This window comes from Novosphingobium panipatense (assembly GCF_900182875.1).
Taxonomy (GTDB): Bacteria; Pseudomonadota; Alphaproteobacteria; order Sphingomonadales; family Sphingomonadaceae; genus Novosphingobium; species Novosphingobium panipatense.
The window spans coordinates 146,557-171,468 of the sequence record NZ_FXUI01000007.1; the positions used below are offsets into that span (position 1 = coordinate 146,557).

Here is a 24,912-nt window from a genome sequence, read left to right on the forward strand (position 1 = left end):
AATCAATCCTTCAAGAGCCGGTCCACCGCCTCGCCAATGCGGACGGGACCAGGGAAATAGGCCCACTCAAGGCTGTGGGGATACGGAGTGTCGAAGCCGGTGACGCGCTCGACAGGCGCTTCGAGGTGATAGAAGCAACGCTCCTGCACCAGCGTGACGAGTTCGGCGCCGAAACCGGAGGTGCGGGTAGCCTCGTGTATCACCAGGCATTTCCCCGTCTTCTCCACGGACTTTTCCACAGTCTCGATGTCGAGCGGGACAAGGGTGCGCAGGTCGATGATCTCGGCGTCGACCCCCTTCTCCGCCAGGACCGCCTCGGCCACATGGATCATCGTGCCATAGGCGAGGACCGTCAGCGCCGACCCTTCCCGCACAATGCGCGCCTTGCCGAGAGGGGTGCGGTAATAGCCCTCGGGAACGAGGCCACCGGGATGGCCTTTCCAGGTGCGCGACGGCTTGTCGTAGTACCCGTCGAAAGGCCCGTTGTAGATGCGCTTGGGCTCGAAGACGATGACAGGGTCGTTGTCCTCGATCGCTGCGATCAGAAGGCCCTTGGCATCGTAGGGCGTGGCCGGGATCACCGTCTTGATACCCGCCACGTGCGTGAACAGCGCCTCCGGGCTTTGACTGTGGGTCTGCCCGCCGAAGATGCCGCCGCCGAAGGGCGACCGTACCGTGATCGGCGCGGTGAACTGTCCCGCCGAGCGGTAGCGCATGCGCGCCGCTTCGCTGATCAGCTGGTCCAGGCCCGGGTAGATGTAGTCCGCGAACTGGATCTCGGGCACCGGGCGAAGGCCGTAGGCCGCCATGCCCACCGCCGCGCCGATGATGCCGCACTCGTTGATGGGCGAATCGAACACGCGGTTGCGACCGAATTTCTTCTGCAGGCCCGCCGTCGCGCGGAACACGCCGCCGAAATAGCCGACGTCCTCGCCCAGGATGACGATGTCCGGATCGCGCTCCATCATGATGTCGAGAGCATCGTTGATGGCCTCGATCATGTTCATTTCGCGCGCGGGCGCGTCAGTCAGGGTTTCGGGCATGTTCATGGGGTTTTTCTCAGACATCGCCCTCCTCCTTCCACTCGGGCCATTTTATCTGCCGCTCGCGGATGGCCTGGGCGGCCTGCTCCTCGAGATGCCAGGGAAGCTCCTCGAACACGTCCTCGAACATGGTGTGGAACGGATGATGGAGACCATGGCCCAGCACGCCGTTCTTCTCGGCCTCCTTTGTGGCCGCCTTCACGTGCTCGACCAGCTCGCGGTCCATGGCGTCCTGCTGCTCTTCCGACCACTCGCCAAGCGCGATCAGGTGCTTCTTCAGGCGCATTATGGGATCGCCCAGCGGCCATTCCTCGCGCTCCTGCGCAGAGCGGTACGCGCTGGGATCGTCGGAAGTGGAATGCCCTTCTGCGCGATAGGTGAAATGCTCGATCAGCGTCGGGCCCTGGTTCGCGCGGGCACGGTCCACCGCCCATTGCGAGGCGGCGTAGACCGCCAGCGCGTCGTTCCCGTCCACGCGAAGACCGGCAATGCCATAGCCAACCGCTCGGGCGGCGAATGTCGTCCGTTCAGCCCCGGCAAAGCCCGAAAAGCTGGAGATCGCCCACTGGTTGTTGACGACATTGAGAACGACCGGCGCGTTGTAGACGGCCGCGAATGTCATGGCCGCGTGGAAGTCACCCTCGGCGCTCGACCCTTCCCCAACGAAGGCCGAGGCGATGCGCGTATCGCCCTTGATGGCGCTCGCCATGGCCCAGCCCACGGCCTGTGGGAACTGCGTCGCCAGATTGCCGGAGATGGTAAAGAACCCGTAGTCGCGCGACGAATACATGATCGGAAGCTGACGCCCCTTCAGGGCGTCGCCGCGATTCGAGTAGATCTGGTTGACCATCTCCACCAGCGGATAGCCTCGGGAGATGAGAACCCCCTGCTGGCGATAAGTCGGGAACACCATGTCGTCTTGCGCCAGCGCCTGGGCGTGAGCGACGGAGATCGCCTCCTCGCCCGTACACTTCATGTAGAAGCTGGTCTTGCCCTGCCTCTGACCGCGATACATCCGGTCATCGAAGGCGCGGGTCAGCGCCATGTTCCTCAGCATCCGCCGCAACGTCTCGGGATCGAGGCCGGGATTCCACGGGCCTACCGCCTGATCCTCCTCGTCGAGGACGCGGATCATGTCGGTGGTCATCGGCCAGGTGTCGCTGGCCGGGCAATTCTCGTCCGGTCGCGACAGCTGGCCGGCCGGGGGCACCGGAAGGTGCGAGTAATCCACAAGGTCTCCGGGCCGGTAACGCGGCTCCGGGACGTAAAGTTCAAGCGGCGGCAGGTTGCCGCCTTTCCGTGCCGTATTCTCGGCCATTTGACACTCTCCCGCCAAGGTCGGGCCGTCAGAACCTTGAGAAGCAAAATTCTACGGTTAAGTCATAATATTTCAAACCTTGGTAATGTCAATCAGACCGCCACCGGTGCCGCGATATGAGCCTGGGGTGCGTAATCCGTTACTTCGAAGTCCTCGATGCGGTAGCCGAAGATCGACTCGGGCTGCCGCAGGATTGTCATCCTGGCGCCCCCTTCCGGCCGCCGTGTGAGCTGCTCTTCCACCAGCGCCGCATGGTTGAGGTATAGATGGACATCACCGCCCGTCCAAACGACTTCCCCCGGTTCAAGGTTGCATTGCTGCGCCATCATGCGCGTGAGAAGCGCGAGCGACCACATGTTGAAGGCAAAGCCCAGACCAAGGTCACAGCTGCGCTGATAGAGGAGGCAGGAGAGCCGTCCGCCCGCGACGTGGAACTGGTAGGTCTTGTGGCACGGGGGCAGCGCCATGGCGTCCAGTTCGGCGACGTTCCACCCTTCGATGATGTGCCGGCGGCTACCCGGGTTGCTGCGCAGGCTGTCGATCACCTGCGCGACTTGGTTCACGCCCGGCCCCCGCCGGAACAGACCATCCTGCACCGGCTCGTACGTGGCCCAGTCGACCCACTGCTTCCCGTACACCGGTCCGAGGTCGCCCCAGGCCGCAGCAAAAGCCGCGTCGGCCACGATCCGGGCGGAGAAATCGGGACGGCTGATGTCCTCGCCCGTTTCCCGGCGGTAGCGGTCGAGCGGCCAGTCCGTCCAAATCTCCACGCCCTGCGCGCAGAGCTGGCGGATATTGGTATCGCCTGTCAGGAACCAGAGCATCTCGCGCGTGGCGGTCTTCCAGTAGACGCGCTTGGTGGTAAGCAGCGGCATGGCGCCGCCGGACAGGTCGAACCGGATCGTCGCGCCCATAATCGATCGCGTGCCGACGCCTGTGCGGTCCACGCGCTCATCTCCGTGTTCCCAGATGTGGCGCATCAGGTCGAGATACTGCCATTCCCAGTGCGGCACGGTGGTCGAAGCGGCGTTGAGCGGTGTCGTCGTCATGAGCACGGGCTTATCGGCCTTGCGCCGAAAGTTGAAGCCCGAGAGCGCCCTGCCGGCGAGAGCCGCCCCGTTCTGCTGGCGGCGAACTTTTTTGCTCAGCCCCCTTGCCACCCCCAAAGTCCCCCTATATAGGCGCGCTCCTGCCCAGGGCGGTCTTCGGAACGCCCTCCGGTCGGGGAGTAGCTCAGCCTGGTAGAGCACTGTCTTCGGGAGGCAGGGGCCGGAGGTTCGAATCCTCTCTCCCCGACCATTTCACCTTCGGGTGAGCAAGCAAGGCCCAGCGGAAACGCTGGGTTTTTTGCTGTCTGGCTCCCGTTTTCGCAGACCTCCTGTTCACCGCCCCGCGAAGTACTGGGAACGCATCTCCGCGACGCGCGCCCGCGCTTCCGCGACGGCGCGCTCCTCAAGCGCCATCAGCACGTGTTCGACGGAGCCTTCGAGATGCATGCGAACGGCGGCCCGTGCCCGCACCGGATCGCGCGCCTTCAGGGCGGTGAGAATTGCCGCGTGCTGGTCCAGGCTGTAGCGAAAGTTGTGGTTGCGCGCTTCCTCAAGCATCCGCCGGCACTCGGGCGAGCGTGAGCGCATGTCCCACAGGTCGCGCACCCCGCGTTCCACAGCGACATTGCGGGTCGCGTGCGCGATGGTCATGTGGAAAGCCGCGACGGCCGACTCCCAATCGTCGAACGTGCCATCCTCCCGACGCATCTCGGCCAAGGCCTCTTCCAGCCGTTTCAGCTCCTCGTCCGTAATATTCACGGCCGCTAGCGAAACGGCCTCCCCTTCGAAGATCAGACGTGCCTGCACGAGCTCCATCGCTGTGACATTCGCGGCCATCGATGCGCGCTCATCCTCGGGCCGGCGCAGGACGTAAGCGCCTGACCCGATCCGCACCTCGATCACACCCATCACTTCGAGGGCGAGCAGCGCTTCGCGGATGACCGGCCGGCTCACTCCCATAAGCACGGCCAGCTCCCGTTCGGCCGGCATACGTCCGCCTACCGGGTAGAGCCCTTCGCGCACGCCATCCATCAGGCGCGCGGCAATCTTGCGGTAGAGCCGGGGCGATGCCGGCTCCCTGGCGGATTGCGCCCCTTCCCCTGGGCTATCCTGTTTCATTCTGGCCCCTTCCCCGTCTGACCGATCTTTCGGCTTCAGTCGTTCGGTCTTACCAGTTCCACGTCCAGCGGAACAAGCAGCCTGCCGGGGCAGTCAATCGGCCTTTCCGCCTCGGGCTTATCCGGAGCGAAGCAACTGGACACCCCAGTCCCGCTCGAACAGGTACAGCAGCAGCCGCGCCGCTTCGCCGCGTTCCCCGGACAGGCCGCCGTCCCTCTCGATCAGCAGGCGGGCGTCGTCGTGCGCCATCGGCAGCAGGCGGGTAATCTGCTCCAGATTGGCGATGCGGAAGGGCGTGTCGCCCGACTGGCGCGTTCCCAGCAGTTCACCCCCGCCGCGTAGCTGGAGATCCTCTTCGGCCAGCCGAAAGCCGTCCTGCGTCTCGCGCATGAGGGCAAGGCGCTGGCGCGCGGTCTCCGACAGCTTGTCGCCGCGTAGCAGGAGGCAGGTGGACTTTCCCGATCCACGCCCCACCCGCCCGCGCAGCTGGTGCAGTTGCGCGAGCCCGAACCGCTCTGCCTGTTCGATGACCATCAGAGTCGCGTTGGGAACATCGACGCCCACCTCGATGACGGTGGTGGCGACCAGCAGGCTGGCCTCGCCTCGCGCGAACCGCTCCATCGCCGCGTCCTTGACCTCTGGCCGGAGCTGGCCATGGACGAGAGCCACAGCATCGCCAAAACGTTCCTTGAGCGCCGCGTAACGCGCTTCCGCGGCCGCAAGGTCTTCGTTCTCATTCTCGGTTACCATGGGGCAGACCCAGTAGGCCTGCTGGCCCGAGGCAATGTGTCTGGCGAGCGCCTGCGCCACGTCGTCCAGCCGCTCGACAGCGACGACCCGCGTATCGATCGCCTGCCGTCCCGGAGGCAATTCGTCCAGCTTGGAGACTTCCATCTCGCCGTACTGCGCGAGCGTCAGCGTACGGGGGATGGGCGTGGCCGTCATCGCCAGGGTATGCGGCACCCGGCGTCCCTTGCGCGCCAGCATCAGGCGCTGGCCAACGCCGAAGCGATGCTGCTCGTCGATCACGACAAGCGCGAGGTTGCGGTACGTGACACTGTCCTGAAAAATCGCGTGCGTGCCCACCACGATCTGGATGGAACCGTCCAGCAGGCCCATCAGGATCGCTTCGCGCGCCTTGCCTTTGTCACGCCCGGTCAGCAGGGCGATCTCGACGCCGGTACCCCGCAGCATCCGCGACAATGTTTCGTAGTGCTGCCGCGCCAGGATTTCGGTCGGCGCCAGAAGCGCGGCCTGTGCGCCCGCCTCGACCGCGATCAGCATCGCGGACAGCGCAACGACGGTCTTGCCCGACCCCACGTCCCCCTGAAGCAGGCGCAGCATCGGGGCGCCCTGCGCCAGATCACCCTCGATCTCCCGGATGGAGCGGGCCTGTGCGCCGGTCAGGGCGAAAGGAAGCTGCAGCTTGGCGCGCAGCGCGCCGTCGCCCTGCAGCGGCGTCCCGCGTTGCGATCGGTTGCTCTCCCGCACCAGCATGAGCGCAAGGGCGTTGGCAAGCAGTTCGTCATAGGCGAGACGGTCCCGCGCCTCCGCGTCGGCGCTGCGATGGGCTGCGGCCAGCGCTTCGCGCCAGACGGGCCAGCCGGTCTTGGCCGCAAGGCCGGGCTCGATCCACTCCGGCAGGTCGGGAAGCCCCTGGAGGGCCTGCGACACCAGCGAGCCAAGGCGTCCCTGGGTGAGCCCCTCCGACAGCGGATAGACCGCTTCGCACAAGTGTCCGAGCGGAGCGGATGCGTTCTCCGAAACATGCTCGGGATGGACGATCTGGAGCATCTGGCCGTACTGGTCCAGACGCCCTGCCACCCAGCGGGTTTCCCCCACCGGCAACTGCTTCTTCGCCGAATACGAAGCGCGGCCGAAGTAGGTGAGCGTGCAGATATTGCCTGCAACGTCTTCGGCGACCACCCGGAAAGGCCCGCGCCCGGGCGGAGCCCGGTGCTCCCGCACGGTGAGGGCGACCACCACGTTCTCCCCGATGCTCCCTTCGTCGAGATTTGTGATGACCCGGCGTTCCACGAACCGGTCAGGCAGGTGGTAGGCCAGATCCCGGATCCGCGTGAGCCCCAGCTTCTCCAGTGGCCGACGCAGCTTCGGGCCGACGCCATCGAGAGCTTCGGTTTCGACGAAAAGGGAATTGAGCGCTTCGGGCCGCATGGCGGGCCTCTTAGCCTGAGTGCGCACCGTTTCGCCAGAGCCGCTGGAACTCCGTTCCCTGCCCTTCCGTTGATCTGGCGAGTTCAAAGAGGAGACAACCATGCTCTTGCCGCACGGAACCGTATTCGCGATCGTCGATGGAGAGAAGTTCGAGCTTTACCGGAACACCGGCATGGAAAGCGAACCGCAGCTCACAGCCCTGAATGCGCCGGCCCTCGAAGCCACGAACTACAGCGCGGCCGCCAATAATCATGACAAGATCTCCCGCTTCCAGTCCGGCGCGCCCAAGGACCGGCTCGACAAGATGGAGGAAGCCGCGCACGTCACGGCGGTGGCCCAGTGGCTGAACGGGCAGGTTCTGGATCGCCAGATCGACAAGCTGGTGGTCGTCGCCGATCCGAAGTCGCTGGGGCAGATGCGGCGGCACTACCACAAGGAGCTGGAGAACGTGCTCATGGCCGAGGTATCCAAGAACCTCGCCGGCCGTCCTCCGCAGGAGATCATCAAGGTGCTGCACTCCTGAGCCCAAAAATCTTGTCCATGGCCGCGCTGCGCTGTAACGCGCGGCCATGACCGACCTCCCGCCCGACAACGCCAGCCGCCTCGCCCGCCTCAAGTTCCGCGCGTGGCATCGCGGCACGCGCGAGGCCGACTACATGATCGGCTGCTTCTTCGACCGGTTCCACCATGACTGGTCGGGTGAGGAGATCGACCTCTTCGAGCGCATCATCGAGGAGGAGGACGTCGACATCATGGGCTGGGCGCTGGGTACGATACCTGTGCCGGACGAATACCGCGGCCCGATGATCGAGCGGATGATGAAGCTGGACTACGTCGAGATCCCTCGCTGATCGGATCTGCACGCACAGGCGCGCCTAAAGCGAACTGACGGTGTGCCCGCCGTCCACGGGAATGACCACGCCGGTCATGTAACGGGACGCGTCCGAGCAGAGCAGCAAAAGCGGCCCGTCCAGATCCTCGAAGGTGCCGAAGCGGCGTTGCGGAATGCGCTGCGTCATGGCCTCGCCAAGCTTGCTGGAAAGGAAGTCCCGGTTCATGTCCGTGGCGAAGTAGCCGGGGGCCAGGGCATTCACCCGGATCCCGTAGCGCGCGCACTCCAGGGCCATCTGCTTCGTCATCTGGACCACGGCTGCCTTGCTCATCGCATAGACCGCCAACTGCCCGCCTTGCCTCAGCCCGAGGATGGACGCGATGTTCACGATCGCCCCGCCGTTCCCGCGCTCCCGCATGCCCCGGCCGATGGACGTCGCCATCAGGAAAGCGCCACGCAGGTTTGTGTCCATGATATGGTCGTACTCCTGCGGAGTGGTATCCAGCACCGCTCGCGCGCCTGCCACGCCGGCATTGTTGACCAGCACGTCGATAGGGCCGGCTTCCTCTGCCACCGCCTCGATGCTGGCGACGTCCGTCACGTCGAGCGGCAGGCACGTCGCGCGTCCGCCGATTTCGGCCGCAAGCGCCTGAAGCGCCTCGACCCGGCGGGCGGCGAGCATCACGTCCGCTCCTTCCCGGGCAAGAACGGTCGCGAAGTGCCGGCCCAATCCGCTTGACGCCCCCGTCACCAGCACGCGCTTGCCTTCCAAAGTGGCCATCATCCGCTCCGATCCTGATCCGGCCCGTTAGCGAGCCTCATGGCGCACCATGGCGCCATCTTTCGCGTTGTCACGTCAAAGACGATGCGAGCTGCGGATCAAGCAGCCGGGCGCGGTGTTACTGCGCAAGATGATTGTATTTCCGCACAGTCCCGCATATCCCGCCTGCCATCTCCGTCATGACTGATTTCAATCGCATCATCACGGCCCCGGCGCCGCTGACCCTCGCCTCGGTCACTCGCGGCGCCCAGCCGCTGGTCATGGCCGACCTTGCCCGCGCCATCGCAGCGAAAGGCCGCACCGTCTTTGTCGCTGACAATGACGCGGCAATGAGCGCCGTCGCCAGCGCCGCGCAGTTCTTCGCGCCCGAGCTGGACGTGATCGAGTTCCCCGCGTGGGACTGCCTGCCCTACGACCGCGCCAGCCCCGCCTTGTCGGTCAGCGCTCGCCGCCTTGCCGCGCTTCATGCGCTGCAACTGAAGCGGCAGGGTCCACAACTGCTGGTCACCACGACCAACGCGCTGCTCCAGCGCGTGCTGACGCCGTTCCGCATCCGCGAATCGGTGCGCCTGCTCAAACCCGGCATGGAAGTGGGCCACGAAAGCCTGATCGCGCTGCTGCGTCGGCAGGGCTACCAGCGCACCGACACCGCCATCGACGCAGGCGAGTTCGCCGTGCGCGGCTCCATCTTCGACATCGTGCCGAGCGGCCTGGACGGCGGTCTGCGCCTCGACTTCTTCGGGGACGAACTGGAGACGCTGCGCCTGTTCGATACCGGCACTCAGCGCTCCACCGGCACTATTCCGGACCACCTGCTGCTGCCCGCCAGCGAAGCTCTGCTGGACGACGACACCGTCAAGCGCTTCCGCACCCGGTATCGTGAGATGTTCGGCGCCAACGCCACGGCGGACCCGCTCTATCAGGCGGTCAGCGATGGGCGCCGCCTTGCCGGCATGGAGCATTGGCTGCCGCTGTTCGAGGACCGGCTGGTGACTCTGTTCGACCACCTGGGGCCGGACGACCTCATCGTGATCGACAACGCCGCGCTCGGCGCTGCGGATGAACGCCTCACCGACATTGCCGATTACCACAAGGCGCGCCTCGAGACATCGGGACAGAAGGCCGGCTCCTATCGCCCGCTGCCGACCGATTCGCTCTATCTCGCCAGGGACGAGTTCGAAGGGTTGATCGCGGCACATCCCGTCCACCGGGCCGATCCGTTCGCCCAGCCGGAAAGCGCGAAGGTCATTGACTTCGGCTTCGGCAATGCACGGGACTTCGCGCCTGAGCGCGCACGAGGCGACAACGCCTACGAAGCCGCCGCGAAGCACCTTCATTCCATTGCCAAGTCTGGCCGCAAGGCGATCCTCGCCGCCTACTCGCCCGGCAGTCGCGCCCGCCTCGTCTCGATCCTCGGCGAGGCACAGGGTCCGGAGCCGCGCGTCGCGGAGACCTGGCAGGAGGCACTGGGGCTTGCCGTGCAGGGCCGCTCCGCCGCGCTGGTGCTGCCGCTGGAGACCGGCTTCTCCAACGAGTCGGTCGAAGTCATCACCGAGCAGGACATCCTGGGCGACCGCCTTGTCCGCCGGAAGAAAAAGAAGAAGGACTCCGACGCCTTCCTCGCCGAACTGGCGGCGCTGACGCCGGGCGATCTCGTCGTCCACATGGACCACGGCATCGGTCGGTATGAAGGCTTGCAGTCGATCCCCGTCGGCAAGAGCCCGCACGATTGCGTGATGCTGACCTATGCGGGCGGCGACAAGCTCTACATCCCGGTCGAGAACCTCGACGTCCTCTCGCGCTACGGCAGCGAAGCGGAAGGCGTCGCGCTGGACAAGCTGGGCGGCGAGGCCTGGCAGAAGCGCCGTGCCCGCCTGAAGGAGCGCATCCGGGAGATCGCGGGCGAACTGATGAAGACGGCCGCCGAACGCGCGTTGCGTCAGGCCCCCGTCCTCGCCGCCGACGAATCCAGCTTCAACCAGTTCGTCGACCGCTTCCCCTGGCAGGAGACCGAGGATCAGGAAGCCGCCATCGCGGACACGCTGGAAGACCTCTCCAGCGGCAGGCCGATGGACCGCCTCGTGTGCGGCGACGTTGGTTTCGGGAAGACCGAGGTGGCGCTGCGCGCCGCCTTCGTCGCGGCCATGGCGGGCCAGCAGGTCGCCGTCGTCGCCCCCACCACGCTGCTGGCGCGTCAGCATTATTCGAGCTTTGCGGAGCGCTTCAACGGCTTCCCGCTCAACGTCGGCCGTCTTTCCCGCCTCGTGCCTGAAAAGGAAGCGAAGGCCACCCGCGACGGGTTGGCGGACGGAACGGTCGACGTGGTTTGCGGCACCCACGCAATCCTTTCCAAGACCGTCAGCTTCAAGCGCCTGGGCCTCGTCATCGTCGATGAGGAGCAGCGCTTCGGCGTGAATCACAAGGAAAAGCTGAAGCAGCTGCGTGCCGACGTGCACGTGCTGACGCTGACGGCAACGCCGATTCCGCGCACGCTGCAGATGGCGATGTCGGGCCTGCGCGAACTCTCCACCATCCAGACCCCGCCGGTCGACCGCCTGGCCGTGCGCACGTACGTCATGGAATGGGACGAGATGGTGATGCGCGAAGCCTTGCTGCGCGAACACCATCGCGGCGGGCAGAGCTTCATCGTCGTCCCCCGCATCTCCGACATGGCCGAGATCGAGGACTGGCTGCACAAGAACGTGCCCGAGGTAAAGTACATCTCCGCTCACGGCCAGATGGCGGCGGGCGAAGTGGAAGAACGCATGAGCGCCTTCTACGAGGGCAAATACGAGGTCCTGCTCTCGACCACGATCGTCGAATCGGGCATCGACATTCCGCGCGCCAACACGATCATCATCCACCGCGCCGACCGCTTCGGCCTTGCCCAGCTTTATCAGTTGCGCGGACGCGTCGGCCGTTCAAAGCTGCGCGCCTATGCCTATCTGACGACGCCTGCAGACCGGGCCCTGTCCGAAGTCGCTGAAAAGCGCCTCAAGGTGCTGGGTGACCTCGATTCACTCGGTGCAGGCTTCCAGCTCGCCAGCCACGATCTCGACATTCGGGGAGCGGGCAACCTCTTGGGCGACGAGCAGTCCGGTCACATTCGCGAAGTCGGCTTCGAACTCTACCAGTCGATGCTGGAGGACGCCATCCTTGCCGCGCGCGCGGGCGGCGTCGGGCTGGAGAAGGACACTTCGGGCCTGTCTCCGCAGATCACTGTTGAAGCGCCGATCATGATCCCGGAAGATTACGTGCCGGACCTCGCCGTCCGCATGGCGCTCTACCGCCGCCTCAACGATGCGGATTCGCGTCAGGAGATCGAGTCGCTGTCCGCCGAGATGATCGATCGCTTCGGCCCCCTGCCCCAGCCGACTGCGAACCTTGTCCAGCTCATCCAGATCAAGCGGCAGGCGATCGAGGCGCACATCGCCAAGATCGACGTCGGGCCGCGCGGCACCCTGGTCAGCTTCCACAACGACAGCTTCCCCAACCCGGCAGGCCTTATCGCCTATGCCGAGAGGCTGAACGGCGCGGTGAAGCTGCGGCCGGACAACAAGCTGGTGCTGCAACGCGCCTGGGGCGATCCGAAGAGCCGCCTCAACGGCCTCCTGCAGCTGACCAAGGGGCTGAGCGCAGTCGCACGCAAAGGCTGAAGCCGGATAGGCGCAGCGCCGTTCGCGCTGCCCCCTGCGCGGCTCGGCGGCACCGGCAGGTGCTAAGCGACAGCGCTCTCCAGACCCGGCTCCTGCGCGGCGGCCAGCGCTGCGAACTTCGCCGCGCTCATCGGCTGCGCGCGCAGGAATCCCTGATAGTAGGCGCAGCCCTCCCGTGCCGCCACTTCGCGCTGCCCCTCCTCCTCGATGCCCTCGGCTATGACTTCGAGGTCGAGCGCCCGGGCCATGGCGACGATGGCGCGCAGCACGGCCACGTCACGGCGATCGGTCGTGATGCCGTCGATCATGGCGCGGTCCAGCTTCAGGTAGTGGATCGGCAGAACCTTGAGATAGCGGAAGTTGCAGAATCCGGCGCCGAAGTCATCCAGCGCGATGCGGATGCCCTGCGCCGAAAAGTCCGCCATCGTCTGCGCCGCGACGGTCACATCGCCGATCAACGCCTGTTCGGTGATTTCCAGTGTCAGCCGCCGCAGCGGGAACCCGCTTTCGCGGATCAGCTCCAGCATCTGGCGGGTGTAGCTGGCGAAGGCCAGATCGGCAGGCGTGACGTTGATGGAAAGGCGCAGCTGGCCCGGCCATTCCCGCGCCGCCCACATCGCCTTGTGCGCGATGTGGCGTGACAGCGGCCCGATATAGTCTGCCCTCTCGGCGATGGCGAAGAGCGCGCCCGCGCCGATGCGGCCAAGCTGCGGATGGTTCCATCGGGCCAGCGCTTCGGCGCCCGTCAGCCTGTCGTCCCCGAGATTGAACTGCGGCTGGAACAGCACTTCGATCTCGTCCCGATCGATCGCCCCGAGCAGGTCCACTTCGAACTGCTGGGCGGATCGGCCCGGCGGCGTGACGCCGCGGTCTGCCCAGGCCAGACGGGTGCCTGGCTGCTCGTGCGCGTCCTCCAGGGCATGGCCCAGTCGGTCCAGCATGGATTCCACCGTCTCGGCAGGATGCGCCCGGATCAGCGCCACGCGCGGGGACAAGCGCAAAACGCCCGAGGGAAGCGCGATCGGCCGCGCAATCATATCCGCCAGCTGATCAGCCACGAGTTGCCAGCGCTCGCGCGTGCAGGCCTCGTTTGCAACGAGCAGAAAGCTGCCACCGCCGGCGCGTGCCACAAGCCAGGGGCCATCCAGTTCCTCGTCCGCGAAGTGGCTGATACGCGTGGCCACTTCCTCCAGCGCGCCGTCCCCTGCCGCCGCGCCATAGGCCATGTTGATGGCGTCGAGCCGGCGCAGGCTGAGCAGCATCGCGTGGACCTGCATGTCCGGCAGGCTGAACGAGGAGTCATCGCGCCAGACGGCCACGCGATCGTGCACGGCCTCCAGCCCGGGAATGGCGGACAGCCGATCCTCGATCCGCGCGGCACGGTTGCGGACCATCTCGTTCACTTTTGCGACCATGGCGCGCTCATAGCCCAAACCTCTTGCCAAACCCTTCAAAATTCTACAGCCAAAGCGGCCGGTGCGGTCCCAGAATGGGACCATCCTGCCCCTCTCGGGAGACACGATGACCAACGACGCGGAGCTGGCCCTGCCAAAGCTCGCCCTTATCGTCTCTGACAGCGCCAAGGCGCAGGCCGGAGCCCGGGTCCTTCACGATTCCCATGACTGGGTTGCGCCTCAGGAAGCCGATGTGCTGGTGGTCCTCGGCGGCGACGGTTTCCTGCTCCACGTGCTGCACGAACTGCTGGACCGCGACGCGATCAAGCCGGTCTATGGCATGAATCTCGGCACCGTCGGCTTCCTCATGAACGGCCCGCTGGACGACGACGCGATCGCCCGTCGCGTGGCGGAGGCGCACCGGGTGCCGGTCCGCCCGCTCTGCATGAACGCGACGACGCAGGACGGGCAGGAATTCAGCTATCACGCCATCAACGAGGTATCGCTGCTGCGCGAGACGCGGCAGACCGCCAAGCTGGAGATCCGCATCAACGGCCGCGTCCGGCTGGAGGAACTCGCCGGAGACGGCATACTGCTGGCGACGCCGGTGGGCTCGACCGCGTACAACCTGTCGGCCCACGGTCCGATCCTGCCGCTGGGTTCGCGCATGGTGGCGATGACGCCGCTTAACCCGTTCCGTCCGCGCCGTTGGAAAGGCGCCATTCTGCCGGAGAGCGCTGAGGTGGAACTGCGCATCCTCGAACCGGGCAAACGGCCGGTGGCCGCGGTGGCCGACCAGAAGGAAGTGCGCGACGTGGCCACCGTCCAAATCAACGCCACTGCGGAGAAGGAGCTCACGCTCCTGTTCGACCCCGGCTTCACGCTGGAGGAACGCATCTTCGCCGAGCAATTTCAGGTCTGAGCCAGATTTTTTTGGAAATTTTCAAAAATCCTCGCGCTCGGGCTTGCCAACCTCGGAGAAGCTGTTATTGGCGCACCCCTGCCCGGCGGTGGAAACACTGACAGGCTGCTCCCCGATAGCTCAGCGGTAGAGCATTCGACTGTTAATCGAATGGCCGTAGGTTCGAATCCTACTCGGGGAGCCAACTTCTTCCAGACAATCCAGCGTAATCAGTCCCTTCGGGGTGCTGATTGTCACGGCCAAGCGGCAGGTAAGACATTATGCGTCTTCGCGGATCGCTGCCCCAGCTTCCTGACAGACGATTCCTACCCCCACAGCGGCATCGCAATCCCTCTTCGGCAAGCCGCTTCTGATCCGCACCTTCGATTACTTCGCGAGCCTCTTGTCGGTGCGTTGGCCACTGACAGCCTTTATGCCTTTGTTCGTCATTCGCAGTTCGCCACTAGAGGCGCTCTGCAGCCGGAAGAAGCGGGCTTAATCGCGGAGACTGCCCTCGAAAGCCGAGCGGGCCGGAAGAAGCGACCGCGACAACGCTGAGGTGGCGTGCGTTGCCAGAACGTAGGCGCCGAATGCCACGGCTATGACCACCACCGCCCACTCTGCCAATCGCGCAAAATATCTGCTTCGATGATGCTGGATGTCTGCGGAAATCCTCGGTCGCAGTGCAACGTCGTCGCGCGGCTTCGCGCGGCGATCATTGCCGCCAGTCTCTCCTGGGCGCTCCGCGAGGAGCTGATCTGCATCGATTTTACTCTGGCTCCGGATCCCGAAGCGCCCTTCCCTGCTCCACCGAACTTGTCCGACAATGCAGGAATGTCCCCGGCGTACCTCGATGAAGGTACCCCTCGCCGGTGGCTGGTGGGACTCCAACATCAGGCCCCGCGTCGAGACATTACGGATGATGACGTCTGACCAGCCCGCATCGCAACGAAGACGAGCCGTGAGATGAACGGCGCGACGCGGTTCCCTTTGTCTGAACGACCCCATGCTTCCCAGTAGAACATAAAAGTTAATGAAGCGTTCTGTCCCTCGATCAGACTGCAATCGAAGGCAAAGGGCAGACGCGGGAACCCGCCGGGGCCTGTGAGGTGACCGCACTTGTTCTTGAGGAAGATGTGTCGTGACGCTTCGGCGCCCCTCCTGACAGCGGATGAACCGCTTTCCGATCGACCTGCTCGACGAGGCTAGGTCACGCGCCGAGTGGCCGAGAAGTGGCAGCTGGAGCGGTTCTGGACGTGCCTCGCTCAGGCATCTTGCGCCGATAGCGGGAGCGGGAGCGGGATCACCTCAGCGCCCGCTCCCCCGGCTTTTTCAAGGTGGGGCCCCCGCAAGACCGGCCAGCGCCATCGCTCAACCGTTGACGATGATGCCGCCGTTCGGATGCAGAACCTGCCCGCTCATGTAGCTGGCGTCGTCGCACGCGAGGAACAGGAAGGACGGGGCCACCTCGTTGGGCTGCCCGGGACGGCCCATGGGTGTGCTTTCACCGAAATGCTCCAGCTTGTCCGGCGTGGCACCGCCGCAGGGGTTCAGCGGCGTCCAGATCGGACCCGGGGCAACGGCGTTCACACGAATGCCGTGCTCGATGAGGTTTTCGGACAGCGACCGCGTGAAGGCGGTGATGGCGCCCTTGGTCGAGCTGTAGTCGAGCAGTTCCTTGCTGCCCTGATACATGGTTACGCTCGTGCAGTTGATGATCGCGGCGCCGGCGGAAAGATGCGGACGAACCGCCTGCGTCATGAAGAACATGCCGAAGATGTTGGTCTGGAAGGTGCGGCGCAGCTGCTCCTCCGAAATGTCCATGATGTCCTTGTCGGGATGTTGCTCGCCCGCGTTGTTCACGAGGATGTCGATGCGACCGAACGCCGCCAGCGTCTCTTCCGCGACTTTCTCGCACATCTTGCGCGAGCCGACGTCCGCGCGCACGGTGATCGCCCGTCGCCCTTCCGCCTCGACGATCCGCTTCGTCTCCGCGGCGTCATCGTCTTCGAGCAAGTAGACGATGGTTATGTCCGCGCCCTCTCGCGCATAGAGCGCGGCCACGGCACGCCCGATGCCGCTGTCGGCGCCCGTGATGACCGCGACCTTCCCCTGCAGCCGGCCCGATCCGGGATACCGTGGCTGCCACTCCGGCTTGGGTTCGAGAGTGCTCTCGTGGCCCGGTAGCGGGTCTTCGTGGATCATCTCGTTGGTCTCGGTCATGTGTATCTCCTTTCCAGATGGAACGAAGGCACCGCGGCGCGGTTTCCCCGCGCCTGCCGTTCGTCGCATCTGCGGAGCCTTCGACGGAGAACGCAGGCCTTCAGAGATTCACGAACCAGAGCCCGGCGGCAATGGCACAGGTCAGGACGAGGAGCCCTTGCGCCGATCGACGGAACCGCTGCGGCGGTATCGGCGCCAGAGCGATCAGCACGGCAAGAAGCGAGCTCAGCCAGAAGATCGCGGCCAGCGGCGCCTCGTTGCCAAGGGCAAACCGTGCGGCCAGCGAGAGCGCCAGCGCCGAGGGCATGCCCCAGACGACCGCGTCCCAAGCCTTGAGCAGCCGGGGCTCGTCATGCCCGCGGCGGCGGCGCTTGCCGAGCCAGATGTACGTGCCGGTCGCGCAGATCGCCGTCAGGGCCAGCCCGAACAGGACATAGGCCATCTTGACCGGAAGGCCGCCGAAATTGCCGAAATGAAGCCGATAGTTGGACGCGGCGATCTGTTGGCCCACCTCTCCGTCGGAAAGTCCGGCCGTGGCGATGAAGCGGCCTTGCCCGTCGAAGCGATAGGTTTCGCCGAAAATCAGGCGACGCTCGTGGAGCGCGGAAACCTGGATCTCCTGCCCCCGGGTGAGCGGATCGTGCAAGGTGACGTACGTGATGGTGCGCGAGGGATGCTGGCGCGCCATATAGCCTAGCGCCGCTGCCACGTTCGGCGCCGGGGCCGCGCTGGCGTCATGCTCGCCCTCCTCTCCGAAAAGGGGCGCGTAGACCGCTTCGATGTCGCCGTCATGATCGAGCGCGGCGATGGCGAAGGCCGTGACAGTCGCAAGGCCGATGACGGCCCCGGTCAGGGCGACGGCCACGGAAAACGGGAGAGTCCAGACGCTCATCCGGTTGTGCCAGTCGGCAAGCGCCACGCCGTTGCCGTTGCGCGCGCGCAGCAGGAAGGCATCGCGGAAGATGCGCGGGTGAGCGACCACGCCCGAGAGGGCAAGCGCAAGCATCATGACGCCGAGGATGCCGACGATGGTGATGCCCACGAGCGCCGGCAGGTTGAGCGTATAATGCAGCGCGACGAGGAAGTCCGACCAGGCGATCTCCTCGGCATTGGCAAGCGTTCCATCCGTGTTCACGTGGGTCGCGCGGGTGTCGGTGGTGATGGTCGTGCGCGGCAGTTCGGGCACCGGCATGTGAACGTAGAGGTGCGTCGTGGTAGGCCCGCCGCGCTCGGCATCCAGTGCCGCCTCCACGCCCCGCTGTACAGCCTGCGGGGTGATGGTGCTCATTTCGGGGGCACGCACCTGCTCCACCCGCTGCATCTCGGCAAAGAAGACGGCGAGGGTTCCGGTGAGGCTGACGAGGTAAAGCAGCGCTCCGCCGAGGAGGCCGATGGCGGCATGCGCGGACAGGGCCCGCTTGACGGTGGAAGGTTCAGGCGCAGTCGTCATGCGGCGATTCCGGCGGCAAGAGCAGGCAGAAGGGGAAGGCTTGCGAGGGCCAGTATCTTAAGCTGCCCTTGGCGGTCCGCCCGCATCAGCACCGCATAGGTGATGAGTGCCCAGACCAGCGGGGCCGCCATCAGCGCCGTGACCAGCGCGTTGGCGGTGCTCCAGCCCAGGGCTTTTCCGAGCTGCACCAGTGCCAGCGCCGCTCCGACAGAAGGGACGAGCGGCAGGACGGCGACCAGCAGAAAGGTGATCAGGCGGCGACCTGTCCGTCGCGGTTCGTTGCCTTCCGGCAGCATCCCCGCCCGTCGGTTCGACGCAGGCGACCGCGCCGCAGGAGCCGTCAGAGCGGCAACAGCGAGCAGGACGAAAGCCGCGCCCATGGCCCACAGGGCCGAGACCGTCGAGCCCCAGGCGCCGGCCCCGGCCCAGCCCCCGGCGACGGAAGCCGCCAGCAGGCCCCAGCCCAGCGTATTCAGCACCGAGGACCGCTTCGCGCGCGACCACGCAAAGCGCAGCGTGCCGACGCCGAGGACGGCGGCCAGCGCAGAAGCGGCGATCAAGGCATCCGTCGCCATCATTCAGCGCCGGGCCGGGCGGAAAAGCTGATGCACGGCGGCACGGCCACAAGGAGGGCAGGCAAGTTTCGACAACGCACGCGGGTCCCCTGACGTTTATCCGCCAGCCTTTAATGCGAGTTACTTGCATTAACAAGGTCGTCAAAAAAGAAGGAGCCCCGGGCGATGCCGAGGCTCCTTCGATTTCGTCAGCCGCGACCGCGAACCGGCGCGAATGCCGTCAGGCCAGAGCGCCGTGACAGTGCTTGTACTTGTTGCCCGAACCACAGGGGCACGGTGCGTTGCGGCTGATCTGGAGATCGGCCCAGGGATTGCCCTCCCCGTTCGCCCCGACGCCGTCCGGGCTCCCTGCGAGCGCGCCGAACAGCTGCGGCATGGCGGCGGAACCGTCGCCATCGTTACTGTTGTCGAGCCCGCTGAGCGGATCGATGTGCCCGGTCAGGAAGTCCGGCAGTTCAGGCAGCTCCGCAGGCTCCGCCATCCGCAGTTCACTGACGGAAATAATGCGGGTGACGTCTTCGCGGATGGTGTCGAGCATGCGCTCGAACAGGCCGAAGGCTTCCTGCTTGTACTCGTTGATCGGCTGCTTCTGGGCATAGGCGCGCAGGAACACCACCTGACGCAGCGCGTCGAGCGTGGCGAGGTGCTCCTTCCAGTAATGGTCCAGGCGGTCGAGCAGAATCGACTTCTCGACCTGGCGCCAGATTGCCGGATCGTCCTGCGCCATCTTGGCTGCCATGTGCGCGTCGGCAAGCTCCGTGATGCGCTGCTCGATGTCCTCCGGTTCGAGCCCGTCTTCCTCGATCCACGCGGAGATCGGCGCGTCGACGTTAAGGATGTCCTTCACCTTGACGGTGAGTTCCTCGACCTTCCAGTTCTCCGGATAGGAGCCGGCCGGGCAGGTGTCCGCGACAAGGGCGTTGATGGTGTCGTGGCGCATTTCGACGACAACGTCATCCACGGCATCCGCATCCATGATGTCGGCGCGCTGCTCGTAGATGACCTTGCGCTGGTCGTTCATCACATCGTCGTACTCGACGACCTGCTTGCGCACTTCGTAGTTGCGGGCCTCCACCTTCTTCTGCGCCGTCTCGATCGCCTTCGAAAGCCACTTGGAGCCGATCGCCTCGCCGTCCGCGAGGTTATTGTTCATCATCTTGGAGAACAGGGTGTCCGGACCGAAGATGCGCAGCAGGTCGTCCTCGAGGCAGAGGTAGAACTTCGACATGCCCGGATCGCCCTGCCGGCCGGAACGTCCGCGCAGCTGGTTGTCGATGCGGCGGCTTTCGTGACGCTCCGTACCGATGACGCAGAGGCCGCCCGCCTCCAGGACGAGACGCTTCTGCTCTCCCACCTCTGCCTTGATGCGCGCGATCGCGGAGTCGCGTTCCGGGCCTTCGGGCAGGTCACGCAGTTCGTCCTCGACGCGGAACTCGACGTTGCCGCCCAGCTGGATGTCCGTACCGCGACCGGCCATGTTGGTGGCGATGGTGACAGCACCGAGCGAGCCCGCCTGCGCCACGATGTGCGCTTCCATTTCATGGAAGCGAGCATTCAGGACCGAGTGCTTGACGCCTTCCTTGTTGAGGAAGTCCGACAGCAGTTCCGACTTTTCGATGGACACGGTACCGACGAGAACCGGCTGGCCTTTCTCGTTCTTTTCGCGGATCAGCTTCGCGATGGCCGCGAACTTGTCCATCGTGTTCTTGTAGAACTCGTCCTCCTCATCGACGCGCTGGACGGGCACGTTCGTGGGGATGGTGACGACGTTCATCTTGTAGATGTCGTAGAACTCGCCCGCTTCGGTGGCGGCCGTACCGGTCATGCCGGACAGCTTCGGATACATGCGGAAGTAGTTCTGGAACGTGATCGAGGCGAGGGTCTGGTTCTCCGGCTCGATGCGGACGCCTTCCTTGGCTTCCACCGCCTGGTGCAGGCCGTTCGACCAGCGACGGCCATCCATCATGCGGCCCGTGAACTCGTCGATGATGACGACCTTGCCGTCCTTCACGATGTAGTCCGTGTCGCGCTTGAACATGAACACGCCCTTCAGGGCCTGGTCCAGATGATGGACGACCTGCGTGTTCTCCACGTCGTAGAGGTTGGAGCCCACGAGGAGACCGGCCGCTTCAAGCAAACGCTCGGCCTTCTCGACGCCGTCTTCGGTGAGCGAGATGTTCTTGGTCTTCTCGTCCGCCTCGTAGTCTTCGGGCTGGAGCTGCTTCACGATGGCATCGACCTGGACGTAGAGCTCGCTCTTGTCGTCGGTTGGGCCGGAAATGATCAGCGGCGTCCGCGCCTCGTCGATCAGGATCGAGTCGACCTCGTCGACGATGGCGAAGTTGAAGGGGCGCTGCACCATCTGGCTGCGCTCGTGCTTCATGTTGTCGCGAAGGTAATCGAACCCGAACTCGTTGTTCGTACCGTACGTGATGTCGGCGCCATAGGCTTCGCGCCGCTCCCACTCGTTGAGGTTGGGTACGATGACACCGACCGTCAGGCCCAGGAAGCCGTGCAGCTTTTCCATCTGCTCCGCGTCGCGGCGGGCGAGGTAGTCGTTCACCGTGACGACGTGGACGCCCTTGCCCTCGAGCGCATTAAGGTAGGTCGCCGTGGTGGCCACGAGGGTCTTGCCCTCACCCGTGCGCATCTCGGCGATTTCGCCGCGATGAAGCACGATGCCGCCGATCAGCTGAACGTCGAAGTGGCGCATGCCGAACACGCGCTTCGAAGCCTCGCGCACGGTAGCGAACGCTTCGGGCAGGATGTCGTCAAGAGTAGCGCCGTCCGCCAGCAGCTGGCGGAACTTGGGGGTCTGGGCGGCCAGTTCCTCGTTGCTCATCGCCTCCAGTGTGGGCTCAAAGGCGTTGATGCGGCCGACGACTTTGTCGAGCGACTTGACGTAACGCTCGTTGGACGAGCCGAAGATGGATTTGACGAGTGCGCCGAGCATGGCGGGGAATCCCTGTTTTCGTGAATGCGTATGATCGATGTGCGCGCGCCGCAGCGAGGCTGGGCGCGAAAAGGTCGCGAGAAAGCGAGGAATGCGCGAACGCGCTATTCGTGCGCGCGGTCTATGCCGGTCAGGACCGTCCTGACGACGATCGGAGTCGGCTCGGCAGTCCGCAAGGGTGCCTGGCGGCGCGTGTTGCGCAGACCGGGTTCCGGCAGGCGCGCCAATGCGACGGGAGCCCGCGGTGACTTTGCGGCTGTACGTTCGAACGCTGCGGAGACCTGCTGGGCGGCCATCTGCGCAACCCGCGCTTCGGCAGGGCCGATCTGCGCGGCAAAGCCCGTAAGCAGGGCAAGCAGGGTCAGGAGCAGGCGATGTGCCATCAGCTCGTCAGATAGGGTCGATGACGGGATGTGTCCACATGCGTTTGCGGTGAACGCCTCGCAGCACGGCTTTCACGCCCTCGACAGCACTGCCGGGATCGGGCGGAAAGACTATCGGCTGCGCCAGCCATGGCCTGGAATACAAGTAACTCCCTTCTTCACGCTTTCCTACAACTCTCCTGGAAGTGTAGCGTCCATTCGGTGCCCCTGCCCCGACCTATCCCGCATCCCGCCACCGTCTGCACCCAGGCCTCCATGAACCGCAAGGCCTTGCTTCAGGACCGTGTAAACCGTGTAAACCTGTTGTTGCCGAAGACCCTCACCCCAAGCTCCCTTGACCTCCAACGCGCACGCGCTAGGCACCCTGCACCATGGCCTACACCGTTTCTCCGCTCGCCTCTCCCTTCCCTGTTCTGCCCGATATCGCGGGTGCTACGCCGCACGCCGTCCGTGCGGGATACAAGGACTGGGGGCGATGCGACCTGACCTACGTCACCCTTGATGAAGGCACGACGGTGGCTGGCGTCTTCACCCGAAATCTCTGCTGCTCCAGCGAAGTGGAACTCGGCCGCGCGAATATCACGCAGGGCCATGCCCGCGCCCTCGTGGTGAACGCCGGCAATTCCAACGCCTTCACCGGTTACCGTGGCCGGGAGGCGGTGGAGCAGATCATGGACCAGGTCGCTGCCCATCTCGGCTGCGCGAGGGAGCAGGTCTTCGTCTCGTCGACCGGCGTGATCGGCGTGCCCCTCCCGAAGGACAAGGCGCGCGAAGGCGTCGCCAAGGCTCTCCTCGCAGAGCCATGCTCGTGGAAAGAGGCGGCGAACACCATCGCGACGACGGACACTTTCGCCAAGGGTGCCACGGCAACGGCGATGATCGGCGACACGAAAGTCACGATCAGCGCCATCATCAAGGGTTCTGGCATGATCGCGCCCGACATGGCGACGATGCTGGGCTACATCTTCACCGATGCCGCCGTGGAACCCGCCTTCCTGCAACAGTGCCTCTCGGCCGCGAACGAGCGCACGTTCTCCTGCATCACCGTTGATTCGGACACCTCGACCAGCGACACCGTGCTCGCCTTCGCGACGGGCAAGGCCGGTAACACGCCGCTCGCCTCGTTCGAAAGCGCCGGTGCTGACGCCTTTGCAGCGGCCATCCATGACGTCTGCCTGCAGCTGTCCCACCTCGTCGTCCGGGACGGCGAAGGGGCCCAGAAGTTCATCGCCGTAAGCGTCACCGGCGCCGTTTCGGACGAGAGCGCCCGCAAGGTCGGCATGGCCATCGCCAACTCGCCGCTGGTCAAGACCGCCATCGCCGGGGAGGATGCGAACTGGGGCCGCGTGGTGATGGCCGTGGGCAAGGCGGGTGAGCCCGCCGACCGTGACAGGCTCTCCATCGGCTTCGGCGGTACCTGGGCCGCCCGTGAGGGGCTGCCGCTGGCCGACTACGACGAAGCGCCCGTCGCCGCACACCTCAAGGGGCAGGACATCTCCATCGAAGTGGACCTCGGTCTCGGCGACGGCGCGGCGACTGTCTGGACCTGCGACCTTACGCACGGGTACATCTCGATCAACGCGGACTACAGGAGCTGAGCATGGCTGCGGCAGAGCCGTTCTTCACGATCTGGGGCCGCCTGAATTCGCACAACGTGAAGAAGGTCGTCTGGTTCGCGGAGGAGCTGCGCCTCGCGTACCGCCGCCACGACATCGGCGGCGCTTTCGGCTACACCGACGCTTACCTTGCAAGAAACCCGAACCGGCTCGTCCCGATGATCGAAGATGGCAAGATCGTCCTCTGGGAATCGAACGCGATTTTGCGGTACATGGCGGCGGAATACGGCGGCCCCGCCTGGTTTCCCGCCGATCCGATCGACCGCGCGCTGGCGGACCGGTGGATGGACTGGCAGATCACTTACGCGGATGCGCAGCGCGAGCCGTTCCTGGCGTTCGCCCGCACGCCGGAGGATCAATGGGACTATGACGCGATCGCTCGCCGCATCAATCAGTGTGCGCAGCACCTGAAGGTCATGGACACGTACCTCGGTGAGAGGCCCTGGCTCTCCGGAAGCCAGTTCGGAATCGGCGACATCCCCATGGGTGTCTACGCTTACACGTGGTTCAGCCTGCCGTTCGACAAGCCGGAGTTCCCGGCCGTGGCCGACTGGTACGCCCGGATCCGCGAGCGTCCCGGCTTCGCGGACAAGGTCATGATCCCGCTGACATGACACGTTCGTCGCTTACACCCAGCCTGCACGACGCCGTGGAAGCCATCATGCGCGAGGCGAGCGGCGCTGCGATCCTCCCGCATTACCAACGTCTCGCGGCAAGCGAGATCGACGCGAAGGCGCCGGACGACGTCGTCACCATCGCTGACAAAGAAGCCGAGCTTCTCCTGACGGATCGCCTCGCGGCCTTGCTTCCGGAAGCCGCGGTCGTCGGAGAAGAAGCCGTCTACGCAGATCCGTCCGTGATGGAGCGCCTGAAGGATCGGCTCTGCTGGATCGTCGATCCGTTGGACGGAACCAACAATTTTGCGGCCGGAAAGCCCCCGTTCGGCATCCTCGTCGCTCTCGCGGACAAGGGGGAGACGATCGGAGGCTGGATCCTCGATTGCCTGACAGGACGGTTCTGCAAGACCGATCTCGGCGGCGGAGCCTGGATCGACGGCGCACGCGTGAGCGCACGCGCAACCGGATGCCAACCGCCGGTCGCGGCCATATCGACCGTCTTTCTCGATGAAGGCGCACGCCAGAAGGTGCTGACTCACATAGCGCCGGAGTACACTCTGGTGGACATCCCGCGATGCGCTGCCGAGCAGTACCCGCGGCTGGTCCTGGGCATCAACGACATCTCGGTGTTCAACCGCACCTTGCCGTGGGACCACGCGGCAGGCGTGCTGTTCCTGAACGAAGCGGGCGGCATGGCGGCACGGCCCGATGGCAGTGCCTACAGGGTCGACGAATACGACCGGCGCGACCTCATCGGCGCATCCAGCCCGCAGCTGTGGGACAGCTTCGCCGCCCTCACCGCCGCGCTGGGCTGAGCGCCCGAAACG

The 24,912-nt window shown here is 65.2% G+C and carries 20 protein-coding genes and 2 tRNA genes; 9 read left to right on the forward strand and 13 right to left on the reverse strand.

The features are described from left to right. Window positions 1-2: 2 nt before the first annotated feature. The 3 genes from QOL62_RS12715 to thyA form a co-directional block, all read right to left on the reverse strand. Entirely contained in the window at window positions 3-1,007 is a 1,005-nt protein-coding gene (locus QOL62_RS12715) for an alpha-ketoacid dehydrogenase subunit beta (RefSeq protein ID WP_283406575.1), read from the reverse strand. A gap of 52 nt (window positions 1,008-1,059) precedes the next feature. Then, complete coding sequence (locus QOL62_RS12720) at window positions 1,060-2,361, reverse strand: 3-methyl-2-oxobutanoate dehydrogenase (2-methylpropanoyl-transferring) subunit alpha (RefSeq protein WP_103730515.1); 1,302 nt, start codon at window positions 2,359-2,361, stop codon at window positions 1,060-1,062. Window positions 2,362-2,453: 92 nt separating this feature from the next. Continuing rightward, window positions 2,454-3,410 carry a thymidylate synthase gene (thyA, locus tag QOL62_RS12725; protein ID WP_283406534.1) on the reverse strand — a complete coding sequence of 319 codons (957 nt, stop codon included), beginning with the start codon at window positions 3,408-3,410 and terminating at the stop codon, window positions 2,454-2,456. Between the two features lie 173 nt (window positions 3,411-3,583). Between thyA and QOL62_RS12730 the strand changes: the two genes are divergently transcribed. Beyond that, window positions 3,584-3,660: transfer RNA gene (locus QOL62_RS12730), tRNA-Pro, on the forward strand. Window positions 3,661-3,743: 83 nt separating this feature from the next. Here QOL62_RS12730 and QOL62_RS12735 read toward each other — a convergent pair. After that, window positions 3,744-4,529 (reverse strand): FadR/GntR family transcriptional regulator, encoded by a 786-nt coding sequence (locus QOL62_RS12735; protein WP_283406535.1) that lies wholly within the window; start codon window positions 4,527-4,529, stop codon window positions 3,744-3,746. A 117-nt stretch (window positions 4,530-4,646) separates the two neighbouring features. Next, entirely contained in the window at window positions 4,647-6,731 is a 2,085-nt protein-coding gene (gene recG / locus QOL62_RS12740; protein ID WP_283406536.1) for an ATP-dependent DNA helicase RecG, read from the reverse strand. Between the two features lie 73 nt (window positions 6,732-6,804). Here recG and QOL62_RS12745 point away from each other — a divergent pair, with 73 nt between their 5' ends. Beyond that, window positions 6,805-7,227 carry a host attachment protein gene (locus tag QOL62_RS12745; RefSeq protein ID WP_103730258.1) on the forward strand — a complete coding sequence of 141 codons (423 nt, stop codon included), beginning with the start codon at window positions 6,805-6,807 and terminating at the stop codon, window positions 7,225-7,227. Between the two features lie 46 nt (window positions 7,228-7,273). Continuing rightward, the gene (locus QOL62_RS12750) at window positions 7,274-7,555 is read left to right on the forward strand and encodes an FAD assembly factor SdhE (RefSeq protein ID WP_283406537.1); all 282 of its coding nucleotides are present in this window, start codon (window positions 7,274-7,276) and stop codon (window positions 7,553-7,555) included. A 24-nt stretch (window positions 7,556-7,579) separates the two neighbouring features. Here the strand turns inward: QOL62_RS12750 and QOL62_RS12755 are convergent, their stop codons facing one another. After that, window positions 7,580-8,317 (reverse strand): SDR family NAD(P)-dependent oxidoreductase, encoded by a 738-nt coding sequence (locus QOL62_RS12755; protein ID WP_283406576.1) that lies wholly within the window; start codon window positions 8,315-8,317, stop codon window positions 7,580-7,582. Between the two features lie 179 nt (window positions 8,318-8,496). Here QOL62_RS12755 and mfd point away from each other — a divergent pair, with 179 nt between their 5' ends. Further along, window positions 8,497-11,973, forward strand: a complete 3,477-nt coding sequence (mfd, locus tag QOL62_RS12760; protein WP_283406538.1) for a transcription-repair coupling factor — start codon at window positions 8,497-8,499, stop codon at window positions 11,971-11,973. Window positions 11,974-12,035: 62 nt separating this feature from the next. Here the strand turns inward: mfd and QOL62_RS12765 are convergent, their stop codons facing one another. Continuing rightward, on the reverse strand, window positions 12,036-13,388 hold the full coding sequence (locus QOL62_RS12765; RefSeq protein ID WP_283406539.1) for an EAL domain-containing protein: 1,353 nt from the start codon (window positions 13,386-13,388) through the stop codon (window positions 12,036-12,038). Between the two features lie 106 nt (window positions 13,389-13,494). Here QOL62_RS12765 and QOL62_RS12770 point away from each other — a divergent pair, with 106 nt between their 5' ends. Next, complete coding sequence (locus QOL62_RS12770) at window positions 13,495-14,289, forward strand: NAD kinase (RefSeq protein WP_283406540.1); 795 nt, start codon at window positions 13,495-13,497, stop codon at window positions 14,287-14,289. A gap of 109 nt (window positions 14,290-14,398) precedes the next feature. Further along, window positions 14,399-14,473 (forward strand) — tRNA-Asn (locus tag QOL62_RS12775). Window positions 14,474-14,763: 290 nt separating this feature from the next. Here the strand turns inward: QOL62_RS12775 and QOL62_RS19905 are convergent. From QOL62_RS19905 to QOL62_RS12805, 6 genes are all read right to left on the reverse strand, one after another. Further along, window positions 14,764-15,276 (reverse strand): PilZ domain-containing protein, encoded by a 513-nt coding sequence (locus QOL62_RS19905; protein WP_379502454.1) that lies wholly within the window; start codon window positions 15,274-15,276, stop codon window positions 14,764-14,766. A gap of 363 nt (window positions 15,277-15,639) precedes the next feature. Next, entirely contained in the window at window positions 15,640-16,491 is an 852-nt protein-coding gene (locus QOL62_RS12785; RefSeq protein ID WP_103730271.1) for a glucose 1-dehydrogenase, read from the reverse strand. A 100-nt stretch (window positions 16,492-16,591) separates the two neighbouring features. Continuing rightward, entirely contained in the window at window positions 16,592-17,941 is a 1,350-nt protein-coding gene (locus tag QOL62_RS12790) for a PepSY-associated TM helix domain-containing protein (protein WP_283406542.1), read from the reverse strand. After that, window positions 17,938-18,519 (reverse strand): hypothetical protein, encoded by a 582-nt coding sequence (locus tag QOL62_RS12795; protein WP_283406543.1) that lies wholly within the window; start codon window positions 18,517-18,519, stop codon window positions 17,938-17,940. Before QOL62_RS12795 ends, QOL62_RS12790 begins: the two co-directional genes overlap by 4 nt. A gap of 217 nt (window positions 18,520-18,736) precedes the next feature. Next, window positions 18,737-21,469, reverse strand: a complete 2,733-nt coding sequence (gene secA, locus QOL62_RS12800; protein ID WP_103730274.1) for a preprotein translocase subunit SecA — start codon at window positions 21,467-21,469, stop codon at window positions 18,737-18,739. Between the two features lie 104 nt (window positions 21,470-21,573). Beyond that, complete coding sequence (locus QOL62_RS12805) at window positions 21,574-21,852, reverse strand: hypothetical protein (protein ID WP_103730275.1); 279 nt, start codon at window positions 21,850-21,852, stop codon at window positions 21,574-21,576. Window positions 21,853-22,223: 371 nt separating this feature from the next. Between QOL62_RS12805 and argJ the strand changes: the two genes are divergently transcribed. Genes argJ through QOL62_RS12820 form a run of 3 tightly spaced genes read left to right on the forward strand, consistent with a single transcriptional unit; the run spans window position 22,224 to window position 24,900 of the window. Continuing rightward, window positions 22,224-23,450 carry a bifunctional glutamate N-acetyltransferase/amino-acid acetyltransferase ArgJ gene (gene argJ / locus QOL62_RS12810; protein ID WP_283406544.1) on the forward strand — a complete coding sequence of 409 codons (1,227 nt, stop codon included), beginning with the start codon at window positions 22,224-22,226 and terminating at the stop codon, window positions 23,448-23,450. A gap of 2 nt (window positions 23,451-23,452) precedes the next feature. Beyond that, the gene (locus QOL62_RS12815; protein ID WP_283406545.1) at window positions 23,453-24,082 is read left to right on the forward strand and encodes a glutathione S-transferase family protein; all 630 of its coding nucleotides are present in this window, start codon (window positions 23,453-23,455) and stop codon (window positions 24,080-24,082) included. Continuing rightward, window positions 24,079-24,900: an inositol monophosphatase family protein gene (locus QOL62_RS12820; RefSeq protein ID WP_283406546.1), complete on the forward strand. Its 822-nt coding sequence runs from the start codon at window positions 24,079-24,081 to the stop codon at window positions 24,898-24,900. The genes QOL62_RS12815 and QOL62_RS12820 overlap by 4 nt, the downstream gene beginning before the upstream one ends. The last annotated feature ends 12 nt before the right edge of the window (window positions 24,901-24,912 follow it).

Bases quoted from the DNA above. Each gene is read 5' to 3' on its own strand.
- QOL62_RS12805 (WP_103730275.1), bottom strand. From the start codon at position 21,852: ATGGCACATCGCCTGCTCCTGACCCTGCTTGCCCTGCTTACGGGCTTT.
- QOL62_RS19905 (WP_379502454.1), bottom strand. From the start codon at position 15,276: ATGGGGTCGTTCAGACAAAGGGAACCGCGTCGCGCCGTTCATCTCACG.
- QOL62_RS12745 (WP_103730258.1), top strand. From the start codon at position 6,805: ATGCTCTTGCCGCACGGAACCGTATTCGCGATCGTCGATGGAGAGAAG.
- QOL62_RS12795 (WP_283406543.1), bottom strand. From the start codon at position 18,519: ATGATGGCGACGGATGCCTTGATCGCCGCTTCTGCGCTGGCCGCCGTC.
- thyA (WP_283406534.1), bottom strand. From the start codon at position 3,410: ATGACGACGACACCGCTCAACGCCGCTTCGACCACCGTGCCGCACTGG.
- QOL62_RS12785 (WP_103730271.1), bottom strand. From the start codon at position 16,491: ATGACCGAGACCAACGAGATGATCCACGAAGACCCGCTACCGGGCCAC.
- QOL62_RS12715 (WP_283406575.1), bottom strand. From the start codon at position 1,007: ATGAACATGATCGAGGCCATCAACGATGCTCTCGACATCATGATGGAG.
- QOL62_RS12750 (WP_283406537.1), top strand. From the start codon at position 7,274: ATGACCGACCTCCCGCCCGACAACGCCAGCCGCCTCGCCCGCCTCAAG.
- QOL62_RS12770 (WP_283406540.1), top strand. From the start codon at position 13,495: ATGACCAACGACGCGGAGCTGGCCCTGCCAAAGCTCGCCCTTATCGTC.
- QOL62_RS12790 (WP_283406542.1), bottom strand. From the start codon at position 17,941: ATGACGACTGCGCCTGAACCTTCCACCGTCAAGCGGGCCCTGTCCGCG.
- QOL62_RS12815 (WP_283406545.1), top strand. From the start codon at position 23,453: ATGGCTGCGGCAGAGCCGTTCTTCACGATCTGGGGCCGCCTGAATTCG.
- QOL62_RS12735 (WP_283406535.1), bottom strand. From the start codon at position 4,529: ATGAAACAGGATAGCCCAGGGGAAGGGGCGCAATCCGCCAGGGAGCCG.
- QOL62_RS12720 (WP_103730515.1), bottom strand. From the start codon at position 2,361: ATGGCCGAGAATACGGCACGGAAAGGCGGCAACCTGCCGCCGCTTGAA.
- QOL62_RS12755 (WP_283406576.1), bottom strand. From the start codon at position 8,317: ATGGCCACTTTGGAAGGCAAGCGCGTGCTGGTGACGGGGGCGTCAAGC.
- QOL62_RS12765 (WP_283406539.1), bottom strand. From the start codon at position 13,388: ATGGTCGCAAAAGTGAACGAGATGGTCCGCAACCGTGCCGCGCGGATC.
- argJ (WP_283406544.1), top strand. From the start codon at position 22,224: ATGGCCTACACCGTTTCTCCGCTCGCCTCTCCCTTCCCTGTTCTGCCC.
- mfd (WP_283406538.1), top strand. From the start codon at position 8,497: ATGACTGATTTCAATCGCATCATCACGGCCCCGGCGCCGCTGACCCTC.
- QOL62_RS12820 (WP_283406546.1), top strand. From the start codon at position 24,079: ATGACACGTTCGTCGCTTACACCCAGCCTGCACGACGCCGTGGAAGCC.
- secA (WP_103730274.1), bottom strand. From the start codon at position 21,469: ATGCTCGGCGCACTCGTCAAATCCATCTTCGGCTCGTCCAACGAGCGT.